The sequence below is a fragment of the Tenggerimyces flavus genome (assembly GCF_016907715.1).
Classification (GTDB): Bacteria; Actinomycetota; Actinomycetes; order Propionibacteriales; family Actinopolymorphaceae; genus Tenggerimyces; species Tenggerimyces flavus.
The window spans coordinates 2952134-2971473 of the sequence record NZ_JAFBCM010000001.1; the positions used below are offsets into that span (position 1 = coordinate 2952134).

Consider the following 19340-nt stretch of genomic DNA (forward strand, 5'->3'; position numbering starts at 1 on the left):
CACCTCCTCGTTCCATGATCGAACCTAGCGCCGGCTACCCGGTCGGGGCGCCGATGCTCGCACCGTGGAAGACCAACGCCGGACGCTCAGTCCGCGACGAGCAGCCGGTAGAGCGAGTCGGCGAGCCAGTCGCGGTAGCGCTCGGGGGACCAGCCCGTTTGCAGGACGAGCAGGTCGTGGACGGCGAGCGCGTTCATCGTCCACAGGATGTCGCCAGCCTCGTCGACCGTGAGGCCGGCGCGGAGCATGCCCTGCTCGGTGAGGTGGCCGGCGAAGCGTTGCATGCCGGTGCGGCGCTGGTCGTCGAGCTGCTGGGCGAGCTCGGCCAGCGTCGGGTCGGTCGCGGCGGCGGTCGCGAGCGCGCGCAACAACGGTCCGGAACGGCGGTGGATGCCGGGCTGGGTGCGCGCGTACTTCGCCAGCTTCGTCGCCGGATCGGTCTCCTCGATCACGTCCGCGATCGCCTTGCGCGCCTCGGGCGGCGTGGTCGCCCGTTCGGCGCCGCCGGCGACTGCCGCTTCGATGACGGCCTTGAACAGGCCCGCCTTGTTGCCGAACGAGCGGTAGACGGTCTCGACGACGACGCCCGCCTGCTTGGCGACGGCGGCGAGAGTCGTGCCCGCGTAGCCGTTCTCGACGAACAGCTCCTGCGCCGTGGACACGATGTCCACGCGCGTCTGTTCGGCCTGCGCCTGCCGCCGGCTCGAGTCGTACTTGCGCCGGCTCTTGACATCGTCCGTCATTCGGTAGAACCTACCTGACATGAATTAAGCTTGGATCCATCGAATCCTAGAGGGGGAACCATGTCCGAGCGCAACAAGGCCGCCGCGGTGCGGCTGTTCACCGAGATCTTCCCGAATGGCACGTTCGAGGACGTGGCGGCGATCGTCCATCCCGATGGGATCGGGCACGAGGCGCAGCCGGGCTCGCCGCCCGGGCCGGAGGGCGTGTGGCGGACGATCACGTTCCTGCGGGCGACGTTCGAAGGCCTGTCGTACGAGGTGCACCACGCGCTGGCCGAGGGCGACCTGGTGGCCCTGCATCTGACGATGCACGGCAAGCAGGGCGGCCCGCTGCCCGGCGGCATCCCGGCCACCGGTAGCACGGTCGCGCTGCGCATGATGCGGGTGCTCCGCTTCGGTGCGGACGGCAAGATCGCCGAGGACTGGGGCATCCGCGACGACCTCGACATGATGCGCCAACTCGGCCTCGCCCCCTCGCCCACTTAGGGGGGCGCCGTGATCATGAACGTGATCATGAAGCCAGACCGGCGCATACGACCGCTTGGGCTTCATGATCACGTTCATGATCACCGCGGTGAGGCGCTGGCGAGGGGGTCGGCGGTTTGGATGAAGGTGCCCTTCATCCAAACGGAGGCGTGGTGGCCGGTGTCGAGGTGGCCCCTTGGTGCTGGTGCAGCGAAGGTCTGGTCTGGGTCGGGGGCACCCTGGTCCCAACCTTTGGGACCGGGGTGCCCCCGACCCAAAGGGGGCGCACGAGGCGGGGGTCAGCTGGCGTGGTCGGCGGGGCCGGGGGAGACGGGCCAGTCGGCGGGGTAGCCGCCCGCGAGCATCTCGTGCTCGGCGTACAGCTTCTTCCGCCACCGCTTGGAGATCCGGTCGGCGAACACGATCCCGTTCGTGTGATCGGTCTCGTGCTGGAAGCACCGCGCCAGCAGGCCGGTGCCGGTGAGCTCGAGGGGCGCGCCGGTGAGGTCGACGCCCCGTACGGTCGCGAAGTCTGGCCGGGCGCACGGCACGTATGCACCGGGCAGCGACAGGCAACCCTCGTCGGAGTCGTCCAGGTCGCGGGCGCGTCCCTCGGGCAGCTCCACCGTGGGGTTGCAGACGACGCCCTCGTGCAGCACGTCGTCCTCGTCGGTGCAGTAGAACACGAAGAACGCGAGGTCGATCCCGACCTGGTTCGCCGCGAGCCCCACGCCGTCGGCGGCGTGCATGGTCGCGGTCATGTCGGCCACGAGCTGGGCCAACGCGTCGTCGAACTCCGTCACCGGGCGGCACCGCTGGTGCATGACCGGCGTACCCCAGCGCGTGATCGGCAGCACCTTCCCGCCGTCCGGCAGTCCAGCCACGTTCGTTGGCTCCTTCGCTGAACGAGTAAGAGGTGCACACGGTACGAGACCCCAACGCGCGCCCCGTCACCAGGTCGCGCGTCACGGCGAAGCTACAACGGGTGTGGGGATCTGGCCGGTATGGTCTCCCGCATGCCCGAGAACGAAGAGGACCCCGGCGCCAACACGCAGATGTTCCAGGCCTTCGTGGCCAAGGGCGACGCGGAGACGGCTCAGCCGACCGGGACGAACCGCACCCCGCTGCTGATCGGCGGCATCGTCGTCGGCGTGCTCGTCATCGCGCTGATCGTCTGGCTGCTCGTTCGGTAGCTGCTCGGACGCTCTCGTCCACGCCGAGCGCGAGGTCGCTCGGCAGTTCGTCGACCGAGAACCAGCGCACGTCGTGTGACTCCTCGCTCACCACGAGCTTCGCATCGGCGGGCGCGGTCACCAGAAACTGCACGTCGTAGTGCGATTCGGCGCCGCAGGGCGCGCAGTGTTTCGACAGGATCAGGGGCTCCGGGCTCACGATCAGCCCGTCGACGCCCGTCTCCTCGTGGCCCTCGCGCAGCGCCACGTCCCGGAGCGTCTCGTCGCCCGGCTCGCAGTGCCCGCCGGGTTGCACCCACAGGCCGATCTTGTTGTGCAGAACGAGCAACGTCCGCGCGCCGGCCTCGTCCAGGATGATCGAGCTCCCGGTCAGGTGCGCCGGCCGCGAGGCCCGCGTCATCGCGTCCAGGTGGTTCAGCAGGTAGTCGACGTACTCCTTGCGGAGCAGCTCCTGGTCCTCGTTCGGCGCCTGCCAGTTCGTGAGCGTACGGATGGCCTCCGCGTGCAGGCTCACGAAGCGGGCTCGTCTGGTTTGTCCGAGCCGTTGTCGGGCTTCGGCTTGTCGAACCCGAGGTCGCCGATGTCGTCGAACTCCAGCGCCGAGATCGCGTCGCTCTCGCGTACGAACCCGTCCGGGTCGTCCAGGTTGGCACTCGACGGCAACAGGTCGGGGTGCTCCCACAGCGCCTCGCGGCCGGACTCGCCGCGCGACTCGCGCAGCACCGCCCACAGCCGGGCCGCCTCGCGCACGCGGCGCGGGCGCAGCTCCAGCCCGACCAGCGTGGCGAACGTCTGCTCGGCCGGCCCGCCGGTCGCGCGCCGCCTGCGTACGGCCTCGTGCAGCTGCACCGCCGACGGCATCCGCCCGGCGGTCGCCTGCGTGACGACGTCCTCGACCCAGCCCTCGACGAGCGCGAGCGTGGTCTCCAGCCGGCCCAGCGCCGCGCGCTGCTGCGGCGTGTCCTCGGGCTCGAACATCCCGGAGTTGAGGGCGTCCTGCATCGCCTCGGGGTTGGACGGGTCGAGCTGGCTGGCCAGGCCCTCGATCTTGGACATGTCGACGTTCATGCCGCGTGCCCACTCCTCGACCGCGCTGAACAGGTGCGCCGACAGCCAGGTCGCGTGCCGGAACAGCCGCTGGTGGGCGGCCTCGCGCAGCGCGAGGTAGAGGCGGACGTCCTCGGCCGAAACTTCCAGGCCTTCGCCGAACTTTGCGATGTTGCCCGGCAACAGCACCGGGTGGCCCAGCGAGCTGAGCGGCAGGCCGATGTCCGTACCGCCGAAGACCTCCGTCGCCAGCTGTCCGAGCCCCTGGCCGACCTGGGCGCCGAACATCGCGCCACCGAACTGGGTGAACATGCCGCCCAGCTGGCCCATCCCCGCGGCCGCCTGCTCGGGCAGCGCGTTGCCCATCGCGTTCACGATGTGCACGGCGAGCGGCTCGACGAGCTTCTTCCACGCGGGCAGCGTGCCCTCGAGCCACTCGGCCCTGTTCCAGGCCGCGGCCTGGCCGGCGGATCCGGCGGGCAGGTTGGTCGCGCCGTCCAGCCAGTGCTCGGCGAGCCGTACGGTGTCGTCGATCGTCGCGCGCTCGGCCGCGGTGAGGGAGGCGTCACCGGACTCGCGGATCGTCTGCCGCGCGGTCTCGGTGGCGAGGTCCCAGTTGATGGGCCCGCCCTTCCAGGCCATCATGCTCGACAGCTGGCTGAAGATCGCGGCGAGGTCGGGCATGCCGGCTGCACCGCCGGCCGCACCGCCCCCGGCTCCCCAGGCCTCGAACGGGGTCCCGGCGAACGGGTTCTCGGGGCGCTTCTCCGGCTCGTCGCCGGATGCGCCGCCGCCCGGTTGGTCACTCATGCGCGTCCACCTCCGGAAGGCGAATGTGGCGGTAGCGTTCGGGCAACGGCGCATGTGCACGCTGCCAGGGGTAACGTCACAGCGGTCCGGGAGGAGCTGTTCATATGTCCAACCTAGCTCTGTGGGAGACCTGCTGAGCGATGAACCCACCCGAGTTCGCCCAGGGCGCAGCACTCGGAGCATGACGCGCCGTCCTTCGCGACGTGGCGAAGGTCTCACCGTCGCGGTGACTGGCGCCGCGACGGGGTTGGGCCGTGCCCTCGCCGAGCGGCTCACCGGGCTCGCCGAGGTGAAGCGAGTCATCGGCGTGGACGAGCGGCGGGGCGATCTGGACGGGGTGGACTGGCGGGTTCTCGACGTACGAGACCCCGCTGTGGCACAGCGCATCGCGCGCTGCGACGTCGTCGTACATCTCGACCTCGACCTCTCACCTGACTCTGACGCTCGGCAGCGCAGTGCGCGCAACGTTCGCGGCACTCAGACCGTGTTAACGGCTGCCGCTGCGGCGGGGGTTCCCCGGGTGGTGTTGTGCACCTCGGCGATGGTCTACGGCGCGGCGGCGGACAACCCGATCCCGCTGGACGAGGACGGGCCGCTGCGGGCGCGTCCGGAGGGCATCGTCGGCGACCTGCTCGAGATCGAGTGGCTGGCGCGACGGGCGCCGCGGGCTCACCCGGGGCTGTCGGTGACCGTCGTACGCCCGTCGCTGCTCGTCGGCCCAGGCGTGGACTCGTTCCTGACCCGGCACTTCGAGGCGGCGCGGCTGCTGGTGATCCGGGGGACGAAGCCGATCTGGCAGTTCTGCCATGTGGACGACCTGGTGTCCGCGCTCGCTCTTGCCGCTCTGGGACGGGTCTCGGGCGCGGTGACGTGCGGGTGTGACGGGTTCCTGGAGCAGGCGGAGGTCGAGGAGCTGTTCGGGCTGCCGCGGCTGGAGCTGCCCGAAGGCCTGGCCTTCGGGGCAGCCGAGCGGCTGCACCGGCTGGGGCTGACGCCGGCGCCCGCGTCGGATCTGGCGTACGTCTCGCACCCGTGGGTGGTGTCGTCGGCGCGGCTGCGTACGGCTGGGTGGACGCCGACGTTCGACAATCTGACGGCTTGCTCGGTGCTGGCCGAGGCGGTGGCTGGTCGTACGACGGCGCTGGGGCGGCGGATCGGTCGTACGGAGACGGCGACCCTGGGCGCTGCCGGCGCGACCGTGGCCCTGCTGGGTGCGGCCGCCGTGGTGCGGCGGGCGCGGCGGAAGAAGCGAGGCGGCGTGTGAGCTCGGTCATCCGGTTGTTGGACGTACGGGAGAAGCCGCTGTCTGTCGATGAGGTGCTGGCCGCCGTTGCCGATCCCGCCGCTGGTGGGACGTGCGTATTCGTGGGAACGGTGCGCGACCTCGACTCCGGGAAGTCGGTGGTCGAGCTCGGCTACTCGGCCCACCCCACCGTGGCCGCCGTGCTGCAGTCCGTCGCCGAAGCCGTGTCCGCCGCCCACCCGGTCACTGCGTTGGCCGCCGTGCACCGCGTCGGCGACCTCGGCATCGGCGACCTCGCCGTGGTCGCGGCCGTGTCCGCACCGCACCGGGGCGAGGCGTTCGCGGCCTGCCGGCAGCTGATCGACGACCTCAAGGCGAACGTGCCGATCTGGAAGCACCAACGCTTCACCGACGGCTCCGACGAATGGGTCGGCAGCCCCTAGCTATAGAGGCGGTGTCGGCGGACGGGCACCGACGCCGCTTTACCTGGTGAGCGGGTGCTTGACACGGGGTGCATCCCACGTAGAGCGGCAAATGATCATGTAAACATGATCATTTGCCGTCGGGCCCGGGGCTGGACGCAGTCCGAGCTTGCCCGCGCGGCCGAGATGACGCAGCCGGCAGTGGCTCGGTTCGAGGCTGGGGGCACGGTCCCCACCATCCCGTTGCTGGAGCGTCTTGCCCGAGCGCTCGAGGCCGAGCTCGTCGTCCGACTCGATCCGAAGTCGTCCGCGGCCTAGCCTCCGCTCGTGTCGCTTTGACGGTGCTTGGCCTGCCGGTACTCGGCCACTACCAGGTCGGTCAGCTCCTGCACGGACGTCCGTGACCTGGGGACGTCGTAGGAGATCTCGCCGTGCTGGAGGAGGTTCACGCGGTCGCAGACCTCGAGGATCTGGGCGTAGTTGTGCGCGATGATGATGATCGACACGTCGCCGCGATCTCTCAGCCGGCGTACGAGGTCGAGGATCAGCGCGCCCTCCTTGGCGCCCATCGCGGCCAACGGCTCGTCCAGTAAGAGGATCCGGGCCGACGAGTACACCGAGCGGGCGACGGCGATCGCCTGGCGTTGGCCGCCCGAAAGTTTCGCCACCTCGACGTCGACCGACGGTACGGACACGCCCATGTCCGCGAGGTGTTGGGCCGCCAGCGTACGCATCGAACGGTTCCGCAGCAGTGGCCAGCGAACGAGCTCTCGGTTGAGGAACATGTTGTGGTACACCGAGAGCTCGTTCACCAACGCCAGATCCTGGTACACGCAGTCGATCCCCAACGAGCGCGCATGGTCGACCGAGCGCAGCGAAACTTCCACCCCGTCGAGCGAAAGTGTTCCGGAGTCGGGCTGGTGGAAGCCCGACAGGATCTTGATCAACGTCGACTTGCCCGCCCCGTTGTCACCGATCAGCCCGAGCACCTCGCCCGCTGCCAAGCGCAGGTTGACATCGCGCAGCGCGGTCACCGCGCCGAAGCGCTTGGCCACGTGCGACACGGTCAGAACGTCCGCGGCCATCTACGTTCTCCCCGCTCGTCGTAATCGAGCCAGGTGCACGTTCGAGATCATCGCCAGCAGGATGGCCGCGCCGATGATCAGGTCGAACGTGTAAGCGTCGACTCCGATCAGGTTGAACCCGTCCCGCAGCACGCCCAGCACGACCGCGCCCAGCAGCGCGCCGATGATCGTGCCCGATCCGCCGGCAAGCGCCGTACCGCCGATCACCGCCGACGCCACGGCCGCGAACATGATCCCGGTCCCGCCCGCGGTCGGGTCGATCGAGTCGATCCGGAACGCCTCGATGATCCCCGCGAAGCCGCCGAGCGCACTGCAGATCATGAAGTTCCCGATCTTGATCCGGCCCACCCGGATCCCCGCCTCGGACGCGCCGAGCAGGTTGCCGCCCACCGCGATCGTGTGCAGCCCCCAACGCGTACTCGTCAACACCGCATGGAGCACCGCGATGATCAGCAACGCCCAGATGATCTCGGCCCACGGCGCCGCCCCCAACCAGGGAGCGAACGCGTCCGCCGCGGTCGGGATCGGCACCGGATACGCGTTGGAGGTGATCAACGTGATGCCGCTGATCAGGAACAGCATGCCGAGCGTGGTGACGAATGACGGCACCCGCAGCACCACCGTGATGAACCCGTTCACCAACCCGATCAGCGCCGACAACACCAACGCCAGCAGGATCGACGGGATCACCGGAACGCCCCAGAAGTCCACCGCGTAGTGCATGAGGAACGGTGCCAGCGTGTAGACGTTCCCGACGGACAGGTCGATCTCGCCGCTGACGAGCAACAGCACCTGCCCCGCCGCGATGATCGCCGTCGCCGCGACGTACTGCGACACGTTGACGATGTTGCTCTCGGTGAAGAAGATTCCGGTCGTCGCCTGGAAGTACGCCATCAACGCGATGGCCACGAGCAGGATGCTCGCTTCGCGGCGCTTGAGGAACTCGTCCCCGATCCGGCGCAGCGCGATCAACCTGGGCCTACCCGTGGCCGATCGCGCCGGAACGTTCGACCAACTGCTGCTTGGTGTCCGAGCCCTCGAAGCGGGTCTTCGTGGTGAGGTACGGATCGACGTTGTCCTTCGTCACGAACAACAGGCCAGTGTTCGTCTCCGCCGGCGAGACCAGTCCGCCCGAAAGTTTGTAGAGATACAGCGAAAGTACCGGCAGGAAACCTTGCAGATAGGGCTGTTGGTCGATGGTGAAGTCCAGGTGCCCGTTCTTGATTCCTTCGAGAGTTCCGGGAACCAGATCGAAACCTCCGGACGCGACGCCCTTGTCCTTCAGCTTGTACTTCGCCATCACCTTCGCCACGCCCTCGGTCGATCCCGCGTCGACCGCGAACATCCCCTTCAGGTCGGGATGTCCCTGCGAGTACGCGTCGATCGTGCTGAGCTCCTGCGGAAGTTCCGCTCCGCTGGCGATCTGGTTGAACGTGATCGACTTGCCGGACTGCTCGATCGCCTGCTTGGCGCCGTCGATGCGCGGCTGGATGTTGAGCTGGCCGGGCGTCGCGATGAAGCCGACGACCTCGCCGGACTCGACGAGCTCGGCGATCCGTTCGCCCAGTCGTACGCCCGACGTGAACAGGTCCTGCCCGATGTAGGCGAGCCGGTTCGTGCCCGGTTTGCCCGGCGCGCCGTCGGCGTTGTACGACACGACCGGAATGCCGGCGTCCAGCGCGTTGTCGACGGGCTTCGCGAACGCGTTGACGTCCACGACGCAGAGCGCGATGCCGTCGGCCTTCGCCGAGACCGCCGCGTTCGTCGCGTTGACCATCTCGCCCGCGATCGACGTCTTCGACCCCGTCCACTGGAACTCGCAGCCCAGCAAGGCGCAGGCGTCCGCGGCGCCGTACTGCGTGGGAACGAAGAACGGGTTGCTCGTCACGTGGTTGACGAACACGAACTTCCACTTCGGCGTCTTCGGGAAGTCCCCGACCCCCTCACCACCGGAGTTCGACTGCTGGTCCGGGCCGCACGCCGCGAGCAGGGCCGAGGCGGCGAGGCCGGCGCTGAACAGACCACCGCCCGTCAGCAGCCTGCGCCGGGCGACCGCCGGCAGTCCGAAAGTTTCGACAGCTTCTTCGACCCGTGGATCGATGTCTCCCATGGCGGCCTCCTTGCCGTAGGGCAACACCCCGAGGACCTGTTCGAGATTTCGAACGCTGTTCGACAATGCGAACTGCTTCGGACGGTAAGACCGTTCTCACCGGCTGTCAATCGGCGCGAAACTTTCGGACGACGACCGGTCGTCGAGCCGCGCCGACCGGGCAGGGGACCGCTGGCGCGCCGTTCTCAGCCTGGTCACATACCCTGACGCCATGTCTCGCCGTACCGCCACGATGGCGATCGCCGCCATCCTGCTCGTCGGGCTGCTCGCCGTCGCCTGGCTGTTCCCGGTCCCGTTCGTCGCGATGAGCCCCGGCCCGACCGAGAACACGCTCGGCGAGATCAAGGGCAAGCCGATCGTCGAGGTCGACGGCCACAAGACGTACCCCACGACCGGCCAGCTCGACCTCACCACGGTCGCCGTCACCAGCCCCGACCAGAAGCTCGAGCTGCTCGGCGCGATCGGCGGCTGGCTCGACCCGACGGTCGCCGTCGTTCCGCGCGACTACATCTACCCGCCGGACCAGACGCCGCAGCAGGTGGAGGAGCAGAACGCCGAGCAGATGACCGGCTCGCAGCAGAACGCGATCGCCGCGGCGCTGCGCCAGGTCGGCGAGACCGTCACCGACGAGGTGCTCGTCCAGGCCGTCGTGAAGGACGCGCCGGCGGTCGGCAAGCTCAAGGCGGGTGACGTTCTCGTCACCATCGACGGTTCACCGGTCCACACCAGAGACGACGTCGTCGCAGCAATCACCAAGCACAAGATCGGCGACGAGGTCGAGTTCGAGGTACGCCGCGACGGCAAGCCGGTCGAGGTGAAGATCCGCACGGTCGAGTCGAAGGACGACCCGACCAACAAGCGCCCGGTGGTCGGGATCACGCCGGCGAACGGGTACGAGTTCCCGTTCGACGTGAAGGTCAACCTCGGGCAGGACATCGGCGGGCCGAGCGCCGGAACGATGTTCGCGCTCGCGATCGTGGACAAGTTGACGCCGGGGCCGCTCACCGACGGCAAGCACGTCGCCGGCACCGGGGTGATCGACGGCAGCGGCAAGGTCGGTCCGATCGGCGGCATCCAGCAGAAGATCGCCGGCGCCCGCGGCAAGGGCGCGACAGTGTTCCTCGTTCCCGCCGACAACTGCCAGGCCGCCGCGCAGGCCAACGTCAAGGGCATCCAGCTCGTCCGCGTCGCCACGCTGCGCGACGCCGTCGACGCTTTGACCACGTTGAGTAAGGGCGGAAAGAACATTCCCTCGTGTCAGGGGTGATCTTCGGGAACTTGGCGGGCCTCCGCTAAGTTGCCCGGACATACCGGAAGTCTGGCTACGCGTGCTCGATGCTTCGAGCGCACGGGCCGCCTTCCGGTACGAACCATGAGCACCGACACCGTCGAATCGAGGATCTGGTGAGCAGTTTCTCCGCTCCACGTGACCCGTTCCGCCGAGGCTTCCCGCGCGGTACGGGCCGTGGTAGGGCCCTCCTACCGACCATCGTCGTGTTGGTCGTGCTGGTGGTCCTGTTCCTGATCTTCACGAACTTCTGGACCGACAGGTTGTGGTTCCAGGCGATCGACTACTCGAGTGTCTTCACCAAGACGCTGCTGACCCGGGTGCTGCTGTTCGCCGTGTTCGGTGTCGTGCTGGGTGCCGCGGTCTTCGGCAACCTGGCGATCGCGTACCGGCTGCGGCCGCGCTACCGCGCGATGTCGAACGAGCAACAGACGCTCGACCGTTATCGGGACGCGATCGACCCGCACCGCAAGCTGATCGCCGGAATTCTCGCTGGGATCCTGGCACTTATCGCGGGCTCCAGCGCTGCTGGTCGGTGGGAGACGTTCCTGCAGTGGCAGAACGCGACGGCGTTCGGACAGAAAGATCCGCAGTTCGGGCTGGATGTTTCGTTCTACATCTTCGACTACCCGTGGTACCGGTTCCTGATCAACTTCGGCTTCGCGGTCGTCGTGCTGTCGCTCGTGGTCGCGCTGGTCGCGCACTACCTGTACGGCGGCATCCGGCTGCAGACGCCGGGGCAGAAGGTGTCGAACGCGGCGCAGGGCCACTTGTCCGTGCTGCTTGGGCTTTTCGTGCTGTTGAAGGGTGTGGCGTACTGGTTCGACCGGTACGCGCTGATGCTCGGCTCACACCGCCTGTCCAGGCAGGAGTTCACCGGCATCACGTACACCGACGCGAACGCGTTGCTGCCCGCCAAGACGATCCTCACGATCATCGCGGTGATCTGCGCGCTGCTGTTCTTCGCGAACGTCGTCCGCAAGACGTGGATCCTGCCCGGCATCGGCTTCGGCCTGCTGGTGCTGTCCGCGGTGCTGCTGGGCTGGCTGTGGCCGGCGATCGTGCAGCAGTTCACGGTCCGGCCGAACGAGCCCGACCGCGAGGCGATGTACATCGAGCGCAACATCAACGCGACAAGACAGGCGTACGACGTCGCCGATGCCAGCGTCGACATATATTCGGCGAAGACGACAGCGACCGCGGGGCAGCTGGAGAGCGACGCGGAGACGTTGCCCGGCATCCGGCTGATGGACCCGACGATCGTCACGCCGACGTTCGAGCAGTTGCAGCAGCAGCGCGGTTTCTACTCGTTCCAGGCTCCGCTCGACGTCGACCGCTACACGATCGACGGCAAGAAGCAGGACACCGTGGTCGCGGTCCGCGAGCTCAGCCTGGCCGGTGTCGGTGAGGCGCAGCGCAACTGGAACAACGACCACACGGTCTACACGCACGGGTACGGCTTCGTCGCGGCGAAGGGCAACCAGCGCGACAGCGAGGGTGCGCCGGTGTGGGCCGAGGGTGGGCTGCCGCCGAGCGGTGACCTGTCCGACGAGGAGAAGTACGAGCCGCGCGTCTACTTCGGCGAGGAGTCGACGCACTACTCGATCGTCGGTGGCGCGAAGGGCACGACGCCGTACGAGGTCGACATCCCCGGCGGCGACGGTGCCGACGCGCAGACGAACTACACGTATGCCGGCGCCGGCGGCGTGCCGGTCGGCAACTTCGTGAACCGCGCGCTGTACGCGGCGAAGTTCCAGGACGGCAACATCCTGCTGTCCGGGCGAATCCACCCCGAGTCGAAGATCCTGTACGACCGTACGCCGCGCGAACGGCTGCAGAAGGTCGCGCCGTGGCTGACGATCGACTCCGACCCGTACCCCGCGATCGTCGACCCTGACGGGAACGGCAAAGAGGGTGCGCGGATCGTCTGGATCCTCGACGGCTACACGATGACCGACAAGTACCCGCTCTCGCAGCGGCTCGAGCTCGACGACGCGACGTCGGACGCACTGACGTCGCAGCCGGCGATCGTGGGCCAGCCGAGCGAGCAGGTCAACTACATCCGCAACTCGGTGAAGGCGGTCGTCGACTCGTTCGACGGCTCGGTGCACCTGTACGCGTGGGACGAGACCGACCCGATGCTGCGGACGTGGATGAAGGCGTTCCCGGGAACGGTCGAGCCGAAGGCGGACATGCCCGACGAGCTGCTCGACCACGTGCGTTACCCCGAGGACCTGATGAAGGTGCAGCGCGAGGTCCTCGGCCAGTACCACGTCCAGAACCCGCGGACGTTCTACGGCGGTACCGAGCGTTGGCGGGTGCCGGCCGACCCGACGAAGGCGGACGGGCAGCGCAAGCAGCCGGCGTACTACCTGTCGGTGCGGATGCCGGACGAGGACGAGCCCTCGTTCTCGCTGACGTCGACGTACATCTACCTGAACCGGCAGAACCTCGCCGCGTTCGTGGCGGTCAATGCCGATGCGCGGTCGGACGACTACGGGAAGATCTCGATCCTGCAGTTGCCGGAGAACGTACGGATCGACGGCCCGGCGCAGATCTCGAACAAGCTGCAGACCGATCCCGCCGTCGCCCGTGAGCTGTTACCGCTGCGGCAGAACCAGCTGACGATCCAACACGGCAACCTGCTGACGCTCCCCGTGGGCGGTGGGCTGCTGTACGTGCAGCCGATCTACGTGCAGCGCAAGGGTGAGGGGACGTACCCGGTCCTCCAGCTCGTCGTGGCGTCGTTCGGCGGCAAGATCGGCGTCGGCAACACCCTGCAGGCCGCTTTGGACCAGCTCTTCTCCGGCGACGCCGGGGGTGACACGGGCGAGGACCCCGGCGGCGAGCAGCCGCCGCCGACCGGTGAGCAACCACCGCCCACCGGGACGCCGTCGGCAGAGGTCCAGAAGGCGCTGGACGAGGCCAACGCGGCCTTCGCGGCTGCCGACGCGGCGCTGAAGAAGGGCGACCTGCAGGGGTACGCGAAGTCCGTCGAGGAGGCCAAGGCCGCCGTGGCCCGGGCGGTGGCGGCCCAGCAGAAGGAGGAGGCCGCGCCTTCGCCCACGGGCACGCCTAGGCCGTCCGGCTCGCCGTCGCCAGGCCCCAGCGCGACCCCAGCAACGGGCTAGCCACCCCCGATTTGCCTCCCCCGGCATCGCCCCGTACTCTTACTCAGGCGACGCGGGGTGGAGCAGCTCGGTAGCTCGCTGGGCTCATAACCCAGAGGTCGCGGGTTCGAATCCCGCCCCCGCTACCAAAGTCGGAACGCCCGTCAGGACCCAGTCCTGACGGGCGTTCTGCTTGCGGCCTGAAGCCACGGGCTGGCGCCTTCCGCGCGACCGGAAACCCTCGTCGGCCACACTGGGTCCATGGAGTACGTCGGCCGGGTGCCTGCCCCGCCGCTCGACCGGTTCATCGACGACCTCTACTGCCTGACCGGGGTTCCGCGCCACCGCCGGGTGAACGTCCCGCCGATGCCGTCGGCGCACCTGTTCCTCAACCTGGGCGGACCGGTCCGCCTGTGGGACTCCGACCCTTCGGTGCCGCCGGCAGTGTTCGCCGATGGTTGGTTCATGGGTGTCTGGACCCGGCGTTTCCGCTTCGACTACCCGGCTCAGGTGCGGCTCGTCGGGGTGCACTTCAAGCCTTGGGGGATGTCGCCGTTCGTCGACGTCCCGGCGACCGAGCTGCGGGACCGATGGGTGCCGGTCGACACCGTCTGGCAACGGTCTCTGGACCGGATGCGCAACCAGGTCGGCGACCTCGCATCGGCCACCGAGACGCTGCGGGTGTTGGAGGACGAGCTGCGATCGCGACTCGCCGAGACACCGTCTCGTGGTCTCGACCTGGTCCGACAGACCGGTAGGCGTTTGGAGAGGTCCCACGGCGCGGTCCCGGTCGGCGCGCTGACCGACGCCGCCGGAGTGAGTGGCACTCACCTGGCCGCGCAGTTCAAGTCCCTTGTCGGGGTCACGCCGAAGCGGGTGGCGCGGATCTACCGCTTCGCGCGGCTGATCCTGTCTGTCGACGCCCTCCGTCCGGTCGACTGGTCGGAGCTCGCCCACAAGGCGGGCTATTTCGACCGGGCCCATTTCAGCCAGGGAGTTCAAGGACTTCACCGGACACACCCCGACGGAGTACCTCACCTTGCGGCGCCGGTTCCCCGTCGAGCGAGAGTTCCCGCCGGACCACGGTCCGATGCCCGTTGATTGATTTCTTACATGCCTGCTCGCCTCGCGGGCCGACAAGATCGGAGTGAACGGCGCGCAAGAAGACTCGAGGGAGAACCTGTGGGCAGGGTAGTCATGCACAACGTGGTGTCGCTGGACTGCTTCATCGCTGACGAGAACGACGGCATCGGTCCACTCCACGAGTGGTACTTCAGTGGGGACACCCTGATCGCCGCAGGCGGCGACCAGACGTACGACCATTCCGGAGTGGGAAACGACTTCAAGGTCTCGAGGGCATCGGCGGAGTACGTCCGGCCGATGTGGGCAGCGATCGGCGCGACCGTGATGGGCCGCAACCTGTTCGACCTGGTGAACGGCTGGGAGGGTCAGCCGCCCGCGGGTGACCATGTGGTCGTGGTGTCCCACCGGCCCAAGCCCGACGGCTGGCACCCCGAGGCGTCGTACCACTTCGTCGACAACGTGACAGCTGCGATCGACAAGGCCCAGGAACTCGCCGGGGAGCGAACCATCTCGGTGAACGCCGGCGAGGTGGGCAGCCAGATCCTCGCGGCCGGCCTCGTGGACGAGGTGGCGATGGACGTGGTGCCGGTGGTGTTCGGATCGGGCAAGCGCTACTTCGGAAGCATCGATGGGCAGCAACTGCTGGAGGATCCGCACGTGGTCATCCAGGGCGACCGGGTGCTGCACCTTCGGTTCAAGGTACGCCGATAGGGTTCTGCGTCAGACGTTCGTGCACAGAAGGAAGAAGCCTCGGTCCGCTCGGACCGGGGCTTCTTCCTTCCTTGTCAGGTGCGGTAGGTCAGGCGGCGCAGGAGGCCTTCGAACGGGCCGCGCAGGTGAGCGCGTTGCATCAGCGCCGCGAGGACGACCGTCAACGCCCAGGCGCCGATGGAGATCAGGGCGGTGGCGGCGACGCCGAGGTGGGCGCCGAGGTTGAGGGTGTAGGGCAGGAAGAGGGTCGTCCAGATCACCGACTGCAGGAGGTAGCTGGTCATCGAGCGCTGGCCGGTTGCCGCCAGTGCTTCGACGACCACCCCGCGCTGAGTGCCGATTCGCGTTGCCAGCAGGGCGATTGCCGCCGCATATCCGATCCCGCCGAGGTAGCCCGTCGCCGTGTGCAGGACGCCGAGTCCGTACGTCAGGCTGATCGACGTCACTGGGATCACCTGCGCCGCGACGAGCGCGAGCGGGATGCCGCCCACGATCGCGCCGGCGACGCCCCAGGTCGACACCTTCGTCAGCAGCGAACGGAACCGTTCCGGCTCGTCCAGGATCCGCCGGCGCCCAGCCCACACGCCGATCAGGAACGGCGCAATCGCGGTCAGGGCGAACAGCGGCATGGTCACGATCCACGACGCGCCACGGGCGATCATGCCCTCGACGAATGTCTCACCGCCGAACGGGTTCGGTGGCCCGCCCGCGGAGTCGAAGCCCAACGGCAGCGCGAAGATCGCGTACGTCAACGAGCCCGCGACGAGGGCGATCCATGCCCAGACGGGCAGTCGGGACAGCTTCGACCGCAGCGCGCCGACGAGCAGCAGGGCGAGCACGCCGTACGCCGCGATGATGTCGCCGGCGAACAGCAGTAGCGCGTGCAGGAGCCCGATCACCACCATCCAGCGACCGCGGCGCCGGAGCAGCGACCGCGACGATCGCCAGTCGCGTCCGGACGCCTCCTGGCGGGCGAAGATCTGCACCATCCCGTAGCCGAACAGGGCGGCGAACATCGGGTACGCCCGCCCGTCGACCACGGTCATGAGGATCGCGGTGACGGCCTGGTCGAGCGGGCCGAGGCTGGTCGGGTACCCGCGGATCGTCACGGGTGTCGTACGGAGGAACTCGTGCGCGTTGGCGAGCGCGATGAACAGCAGCATCGCGCCGCGCGCGAGGTCGGGCGCGAGCTTGCGCTGGCCGACCGCGAGCGGCCCGGCGGGCGCGCGATCGACAGGCGTCGTCGTGGACATGGTGGCGACCTCTCAGGGTTTTGTTACGATCGTAATATTATTACGATCGTAAGATAACCGAGAATGGAACGCAACCACTCGGAGAAGGCGGAGGCGGATGCCCAAACAGGTCGACCACGACGAACGGCGCCGGCTGCTGGCCGAGGCACTGTGGCGGATCACCGCGCGCGATGGCCTCGAGGCCGTGAGCATGCGCGACGTCGCCGCCGAGGCCGGGGTGAGCTCGGCGCAGCACTACTTCGCGAGCAAGGACGAGATGCTGGGGTTCGCGTTCGAGTACATGGTCGAGCGCACGGTCGACCACGTGTACGAGGCGGTCGACCGGGAACGCGCGGCGGGTTGGGGCGCCGGCGCGAGCCGGGACCTGCTCCTGGAATCGGCGCTCCAGTCGCTCTGGACCGAGGCCGACCTGCTCGGCCAGGCCCGGGTCTGGGTGGCATTCGTCGCCCGAGCGGCGGTGCGCAAGGAGTTCGCGGTCGTGCTGAAGCGCGCGTACGACGAACTGCACGAGGGGATCGTGCGGATCCTGACGTACGCGGTCTCGGCCAAGGAGACGAAGCCCCTCGACCCCGCCGCCGCGGCGACGGAGCTGGTCGCGCTGATCGACGGGCTGTCGCTGCACTGCCTGATCGGCGTGACGACCCACGAGAAGGCGGTCGAGACCGTCACCTTCCACGTCCGCGCGCTGTTCAGGTGAACGTGGACGCGATCAGCAGCCTGGCGTTCGTCGTCGCGGCAGCCGCCATCCTCGTTCGTCGGAGGCAGCGAACGCTCGCCCTGCTCGTCGCGGCGGTGGGCATCGGCTCGTTCATCCAACACGGGCCGCATCCGAGCTGGCAGGCGTACGCCCACGACCTCCCGCTCGCCGCCGTCCTGGCCTACGTGGCGGTGGACGCGGCGTCCGACCTCACGCGCCGCAAGCTCTCGCCGGCCTGGTGGCTCGTCCCGACCGCGTTCGTCGTCCCCGCCGTAGCGATCGGCCACGACACGTCGACGATGGTCCAGGTCGCGCTGGCCGTCGTCGCGATCGGCCTCAGCGTCCAGCGAGCGCGAAAGCGCCCCGCTCTGCGAGGCACCCTCGTCGCGGCCATCGTGGTCCTCGGCGTGGGAGCGGCGATCGGCAGGCTCGTTCCGCAAGGCCATGCGATCTGGCACGTCCTGGCGGCCGTGGCGCTCTACCTCCTCGCCGCCGCCGTCGGCCGGAGGCTCAGCCGGTCGGCGCGATCCGCAGGCCGGTGAGGCCGCGGACGTTGAGCATCGTGCCGTTCGGCGTCTCGACGAGCACCATCAGCACGTCGCCGCAGGAGCGGCAGCGGGCGACATGTCCCATCGCGCTCACGTACACCATCGCCTGACCCATATGAGCGTTGTCGCCGCACGAGCCACATACGGCGGTCGCAACCGTGACGTCGAACGCGAACAGCTCCGACATCGGGCCGGCGAGCGCGTTGCCGTCGACGTGGGCGGGCATCAGGCACCTCCGAAGCGTTCGGTCTTCACCCGCGCGGGATCGTGGCCGAGCGACACGAGGCCGTCCGCGACCGCCTCGACGAACCCAGTCGGTCCGCACACGAACACGGTCAGGTCATCGGCCGGCGGCAGCGTCAGCTCGGCGAGGTCCGTACGGTCGAGCCGTTTCGGCTTACGGGCAAAGCCATCCGGCGCGCGCCGCGTGTACGCGAACGTGATCTCGACGTCGCCAGCATTGTCGAGCTCGGGGGCGAACAGCACGTCGTCCGGGGTACGCGCGGAGTACAGCAACCGGAACGGCGCGACACTCGATGACGTCCGCCGCGCGCGGATCATCGCCGCTAGCGGCACGATCCCCGAGCCGCCCGCGACGAGCTGAACAGGCCCGACGTCGGCGGGCCGCCAGACGAACCAGCCACCGAGCGGTCCGCGGATCTCCAGCTGGTCGCCTGCTCGTACTTCGTCAACCAGGTAAGGCGAAACCTCGCCATCGACCACCTTGTCCACGCCGAGCTCGACCAGCTGACCAGGACCGACCGACGCGATCGAGTACGACCGGACCGCCTGGTACCCGTCCTCGGCGGTGAGTCGCAGGTCGAGGTGCTGTCCGGCAAGATTGCCTTGCCAGCCTGGAACATCGAGCACGATGCTCCGCGCGGTCGAGGTCAGCCTGGCCGTCGAGGCGACGGTCGCGGCTCGCCAGGTGGTCACGAGTAGCGCTGCTCGAGCCAGGGATCGCCGTACAGGTGGTACCCGTTCTGCTCCCAGAATCCCGGCTCGTCGTCGGTCTGCATCACCAGGCCGTGGACCCACTTCGCCGACTTCCAGAAGTACAGGTGCGGAACGAGCAGCCGCGCCGGGCCGCCGTGCTCGGGAGCGAGTGGCGAGTCGTCGTACTCGAACGCGATCCACGCCTTGCCGTCGAGCAGGTCCTCCAGCGGCAGGTTCGTGGTGTAGCCGCCGTAGGAGTGCGCGAGGACGTAGTCGTACGCCGTCTCGACCTGCTCGAAGAGCGTGTCCAGGCTCACGCCGCGCCAGGTGGTCTCGAGCTTGGACCACCTGGTGACGCAATGGATGTCCTTGGTGATCTCCTCGATCGGCAGGGCTTGCAGCTCGTCCCAGCTCCACCGGTGGCGCGCGCCTGTCTCGGTCTGGATGACGAACTCCCACTCCGCCGTGTCGACGACCGGCGTGGGGCCGGCGGACAGGACGGGGAAGTCTTCGGTGAGGTACTGCCCGGGCGGGAGATCCTCCTCGGCGCGGCGCCGCCGCCCGCCGAACCCGCGACTGATCACGGCCATGCGGAC

At 68.6% G+C, this 19340-nt stretch carries 22 protein-coding genes and 1 tRNA gene; 12 read left to right on the forward strand and 11 right to left on the reverse strand.

What is annotated here, in order from left to right:
• Positions 1-86: 86 nt before the first annotated feature.
• A complete protein-coding gene (locus JOD67_RS13845) occupies positions 87-743 on the reverse strand; it encodes a TetR/AcrR family transcriptional regulator (protein ID WP_205117852.1) in 657 nt (218 codons plus the stop codon).
• A 60-nt stretch (positions 744-803) separates the two neighbouring features.
• Here JOD67_RS13845 and JOD67_RS13850 point away from each other — a divergent pair, with 60 nt between their 5' ends.
• Positions 804-1229 (forward strand): ester cyclase, encoded by a 426-nt coding sequence (locus JOD67_RS13850; protein WP_205117853.1) that lies wholly within the window; start codon positions 804-806, stop codon positions 1227-1229.
• A 278-nt stretch (positions 1230-1507) separates the two neighbouring features.
• Here JOD67_RS13850 and def read toward each other — a convergent pair whose 3' ends face one another.
• Entirely contained in the window at positions 1508-2092 is a 585-nt protein-coding gene (def, locus tag JOD67_RS13855) for a peptide deformylase (RefSeq protein WP_205117854.1), read from the reverse strand.
• Positions 2093-2224: 132 nt separating this feature from the next.
• On the opposite strand from def, the gene JOD67_RS13860 reads away from it, so the two are divergent.
• Positions 2225-2401, forward strand: a complete 177-nt coding sequence (locus JOD67_RS13860) for a hypothetical protein (RefSeq protein WP_239553839.1) — start codon at positions 2225-2227, stop codon at positions 2399-2401.
• On the opposite strand, the gene JOD67_RS13865 is transcribed toward JOD67_RS13860, so the two are convergent.
• A complete protein-coding gene (locus JOD67_RS13865) occupies positions 2367-2915 on the reverse strand; it encodes an NUDIX hydrolase (protein ID WP_205117856.1) in 549 nt (182 codons plus the stop codon). The two genes, JOD67_RS13860 and JOD67_RS13865, sit on opposite strands and share 35 nt — an antisense overlap.
• Complete coding sequence (locus JOD67_RS13870) at positions 2912-4258, reverse strand: zinc-dependent metalloprotease (protein ID WP_205117857.1); 1347 nt, start codon at positions 4256-4258, stop codon at positions 2912-2914. Before JOD67_RS13870 ends, JOD67_RS13865 begins: the two co-directional genes overlap by 4 nt.
• A 181-nt stretch (positions 4259-4439) precedes the next feature.
• Between JOD67_RS13870 and JOD67_RS13875 the strand changes: the two genes are divergently transcribed.
• From JOD67_RS13875 to JOD67_RS13885, 3 genes are all read left to right on the forward strand, one after another.
• Positions 4440-5522: an NAD-dependent epimerase/dehydratase family protein gene (locus JOD67_RS13875; protein ID WP_205117858.1), complete on the forward strand. Its 1083-nt coding sequence runs from the start codon at positions 4440-4442 to the stop codon at positions 5520-5522.
• The gene (locus JOD67_RS13880) at positions 5519-5944 is read left to right on the forward strand and encodes a molybdenum cofactor biosynthesis protein MoaE (RefSeq protein ID WP_205117859.1); all 426 of its coding nucleotides are present in this window, start codon (positions 5519-5521) and stop codon (positions 5942-5944) included. Before JOD67_RS13875 ends, JOD67_RS13880 begins: the two co-directional genes overlap by 4 nt.
• Positions 5945-6049: 105 nt before the next feature.
• A complete protein-coding gene (locus JOD67_RS13885; RefSeq protein ID WP_205117860.1) occupies positions 6050-6241 on the forward strand; it encodes a helix-turn-helix domain-containing protein in 192 nt (63 codons plus the stop codon).
• On the opposite strand, the gene JOD67_RS13890 is transcribed toward JOD67_RS13885, so the two are convergent.
• Genes JOD67_RS13890 through JOD67_RS13900 form a run of 3 tightly spaced genes read right to left on the reverse strand, consistent with a single transcriptional unit; the run spans position 6238 to position 9118 of the window.
• Complete coding sequence (locus JOD67_RS13890) at positions 6238-7008, reverse strand: ATP-binding cassette domain-containing protein (protein WP_205117861.1); 771 nt, start codon at positions 7006-7008, stop codon at positions 6238-6240. The genes JOD67_RS13885 and JOD67_RS13890 overlap by 4 nt on opposite strands.
• Positions 7009-7980, reverse strand: a complete 972-nt coding sequence (locus JOD67_RS13895) for an ABC transporter permease (protein WP_205117862.1) — start codon at positions 7978-7980, stop codon at positions 7009-7011.
• A gap of 7 nt (positions 7981-7987) precedes the next feature.
• Positions 7988-9118, reverse strand: coding sequence for a sugar ABC transporter substrate-binding protein (locus JOD67_RS13900; RefSeq protein ID WP_205117863.1), 1131 nt, complete (start codon positions 9116-9118; stop codon positions 7988-7990).
• A gap of 211 nt (positions 9119-9329) precedes the next feature.
• Here JOD67_RS13900 and JOD67_RS13905 point away from each other — a divergent pair, with 211 nt between their 5' ends.
• The 5 genes from JOD67_RS13905 (at position 9330) to JOD67_RS13925 (ending at position 15310) form a co-directional block, all read left to right on the forward strand.
• Positions 9330-10385 carry a YlbL family protein gene (locus JOD67_RS13905; RefSeq protein WP_205117864.1) on the forward strand — a complete coding sequence of 352 codons (1056 nt, stop codon included), beginning with the start codon at positions 9330-9332 and terminating at the stop codon, positions 10383-10385.
• Between the two features lie 137 nt (positions 10386-10522).
• Positions 10523-13537, forward strand: a complete 3015-nt coding sequence (locus tag JOD67_RS13910; protein ID WP_205117865.1) for a UPF0182 family membrane protein — start codon at positions 10523-10525, stop codon at positions 13535-13537.
• Positions 13538-13588: 51 nt separating this feature from the next.
• Positions 13589-13665: transfer RNA gene (locus JOD67_RS13915), tRNA-Met, on the forward strand.
• 112 nt (positions 13666-13777) lie between these two features.
• Positions 13778-14617 carry a helix-turn-helix domain-containing protein gene (locus JOD67_RS13920; protein ID WP_239553840.1) on the forward strand — a complete coding sequence of 280 codons (840 nt, stop codon included), beginning with the start codon at positions 13778-13780 and terminating at the stop codon, positions 14615-14617.
• A gap of 81 nt (positions 14618-14698) precedes the next feature.
• Positions 14699-15310 (forward strand): dihydrofolate reductase family protein, encoded by a 612-nt coding sequence (locus JOD67_RS13925; RefSeq protein WP_205117866.1) that lies wholly within the window; start codon positions 14699-14701, stop codon positions 15308-15310.
• 74 nt (positions 15311-15384) lie between these two features.
• On the opposite strand, the gene JOD67_RS13930 is transcribed toward JOD67_RS13925, so the two are convergent.
• Positions 15385-16563 carry a DUF418 domain-containing protein gene (locus tag JOD67_RS13930; protein WP_205117867.1) on the reverse strand — a complete coding sequence of 393 codons (1179 nt, stop codon included), beginning with the start codon at positions 16561-16563 and terminating at the stop codon, positions 15385-15387.
• A gap of 97 nt (positions 16564-16660) precedes the next feature.
• On the opposite strand from JOD67_RS13930, the gene JOD67_RS13935 reads away from it, so the two are divergent.
• Positions 16661-17260 (forward strand): TetR/AcrR family transcriptional regulator, encoded by a 600-nt coding sequence (locus JOD67_RS13935; RefSeq protein WP_205117868.1) that lies wholly within the window; start codon positions 16661-16663, stop codon positions 17258-17260.
• The gene (locus JOD67_RS13940; protein WP_205117869.1) at positions 17257-17802 is read left to right on the forward strand and encodes a hypothetical protein; all 546 of its coding nucleotides are present in this window, start codon (positions 17257-17259) and stop codon (positions 17800-17802) included. Before JOD67_RS13935 ends, JOD67_RS13940 begins: the two co-directional genes overlap by 4 nt.
• Here the strand turns inward: JOD67_RS13940 and JOD67_RS13945 are convergent.
• Genes JOD67_RS13945 through JOD67_RS13955 form a run of 3 tightly spaced genes read right to left on the reverse strand, consistent with a single transcriptional unit; the run spans position 17771 to position 19334 of the window.
• Positions 17771-18034 carry a DUF6510 family protein gene (locus tag JOD67_RS13945; protein WP_205117870.1) on the reverse strand — a complete coding sequence of 88 codons (264 nt, stop codon included), beginning with the start codon at positions 18032-18034 and terminating at the stop codon, positions 17771-17773. The two genes, JOD67_RS13940 and JOD67_RS13945, sit on opposite strands and share 32 nt — an antisense overlap.
• Positions 18034-18744 carry a ferredoxin reductase gene (locus JOD67_RS13950; protein ID WP_307782388.1) on the reverse strand — a complete coding sequence of 237 codons (711 nt, stop codon included), beginning with the start codon at positions 18742-18744 and terminating at the stop codon, positions 18034-18036. Before JOD67_RS13950 ends, JOD67_RS13945 begins: the two co-directional genes overlap by 1 nt.
• Positions 18741-19334, reverse strand: coding sequence for a sulfite oxidase-like oxidoreductase (locus JOD67_RS13955; protein ID WP_205117871.1), 594 nt, complete (start codon positions 19332-19334; stop codon positions 18741-18743). The genes JOD67_RS13950 and JOD67_RS13955 overlap by 4 nt, the downstream gene beginning before the upstream one ends.
• Positions 19335-19340 lie beyond the last annotated feature (6 nt).

Bases quoted from the DNA above. Each gene is read 5' to 3' on its own strand.
- JOD67_RS13955 (WP_205117871.1), bottom strand. From the start codon at position 19,334: ATGGCCGTGATCAGTCGCGGGTTCGGCGGGCGGCGGCGCCGCGCCGAG.
- JOD67_RS13885 (WP_205117860.1), top strand. From the start codon at position 6,050: ATGATCATTTGCCGTCGGGCCCGGGGCTGGACGCAGTCCGAGCTTGCC.
- JOD67_RS13905 (WP_205117864.1), top strand. From the start codon at position 9,330: ATGTCTCGCCGTACCGCCACGATGGCGATCGCCGCCATCCTGCTCGTC.
- JOD67_RS13945 (WP_205117870.1), bottom strand. From the start codon at position 18,034: ATGCCCGCCCACGTCGACGGCAACGCGCTCGCCGGCCCGATGTCGGAG.
- JOD67_RS13900 (WP_205117863.1), bottom strand. From the start codon at position 9,118: ATGGGAGACATCGATCCACGGGTCGAAGAAGCTGTCGAAACTTTCGGA.
- JOD67_RS13870 (WP_205117857.1), bottom strand. From the start codon at position 4,258: ATGAGTGACCAACCGGGCGGCGGCGCATCCGGCGACGAGCCGGAGAAG.
- JOD67_RS13920 (WP_239553840.1), top strand. From the start codon at position 13,778: ATGGAGTACGTCGGCCGGGTGCCTGCCCCGCCGCTCGACCGGTTCATC.
- JOD67_RS13845 (WP_205117852.1), bottom strand. From the start codon at position 743: ATGACGGACGATGTCAAGAGCCGGCGCAAGTACGACTCGAGCCGGCGG.
- JOD67_RS13860 (WP_239553839.1), top strand. From the start codon at position 2,225: ATGCCCGAGAACGAAGAGGACCCCGGCGCCAACACGCAGATGTTCCAG.
- JOD67_RS13890 (WP_205117861.1), bottom strand. From the start codon at position 7,008: ATGGCCGCGGACGTTCTGACCGTGTCGCACGTGGCCAAGCGCTTCGGC.
- JOD67_RS13850 (WP_205117853.1), top strand. From the start codon at position 804: ATGTCCGAGCGCAACAAGGCCGCCGCGGTGCGGCTGTTCACCGAGATC.
- JOD67_RS13935 (WP_205117868.1), top strand. From the start codon at position 16,661: ATGCCCAAACAGGTCGACCACGACGAACGGCGCCGGCTGCTGGCCGAG.
- JOD67_RS13930 (WP_205117867.1), bottom strand. From the start codon at position 16,563: ATGTCCACGACGACGCCTGTCGATCGCGCGCCCGCCGGGCCGCTCGCG.
- JOD67_RS13875 (WP_205117858.1), top strand. From the start codon at position 4,440: ATGACGCGCCGTCCTTCGCGACGTGGCGAAGGTCTCACCGTCGCGGTG.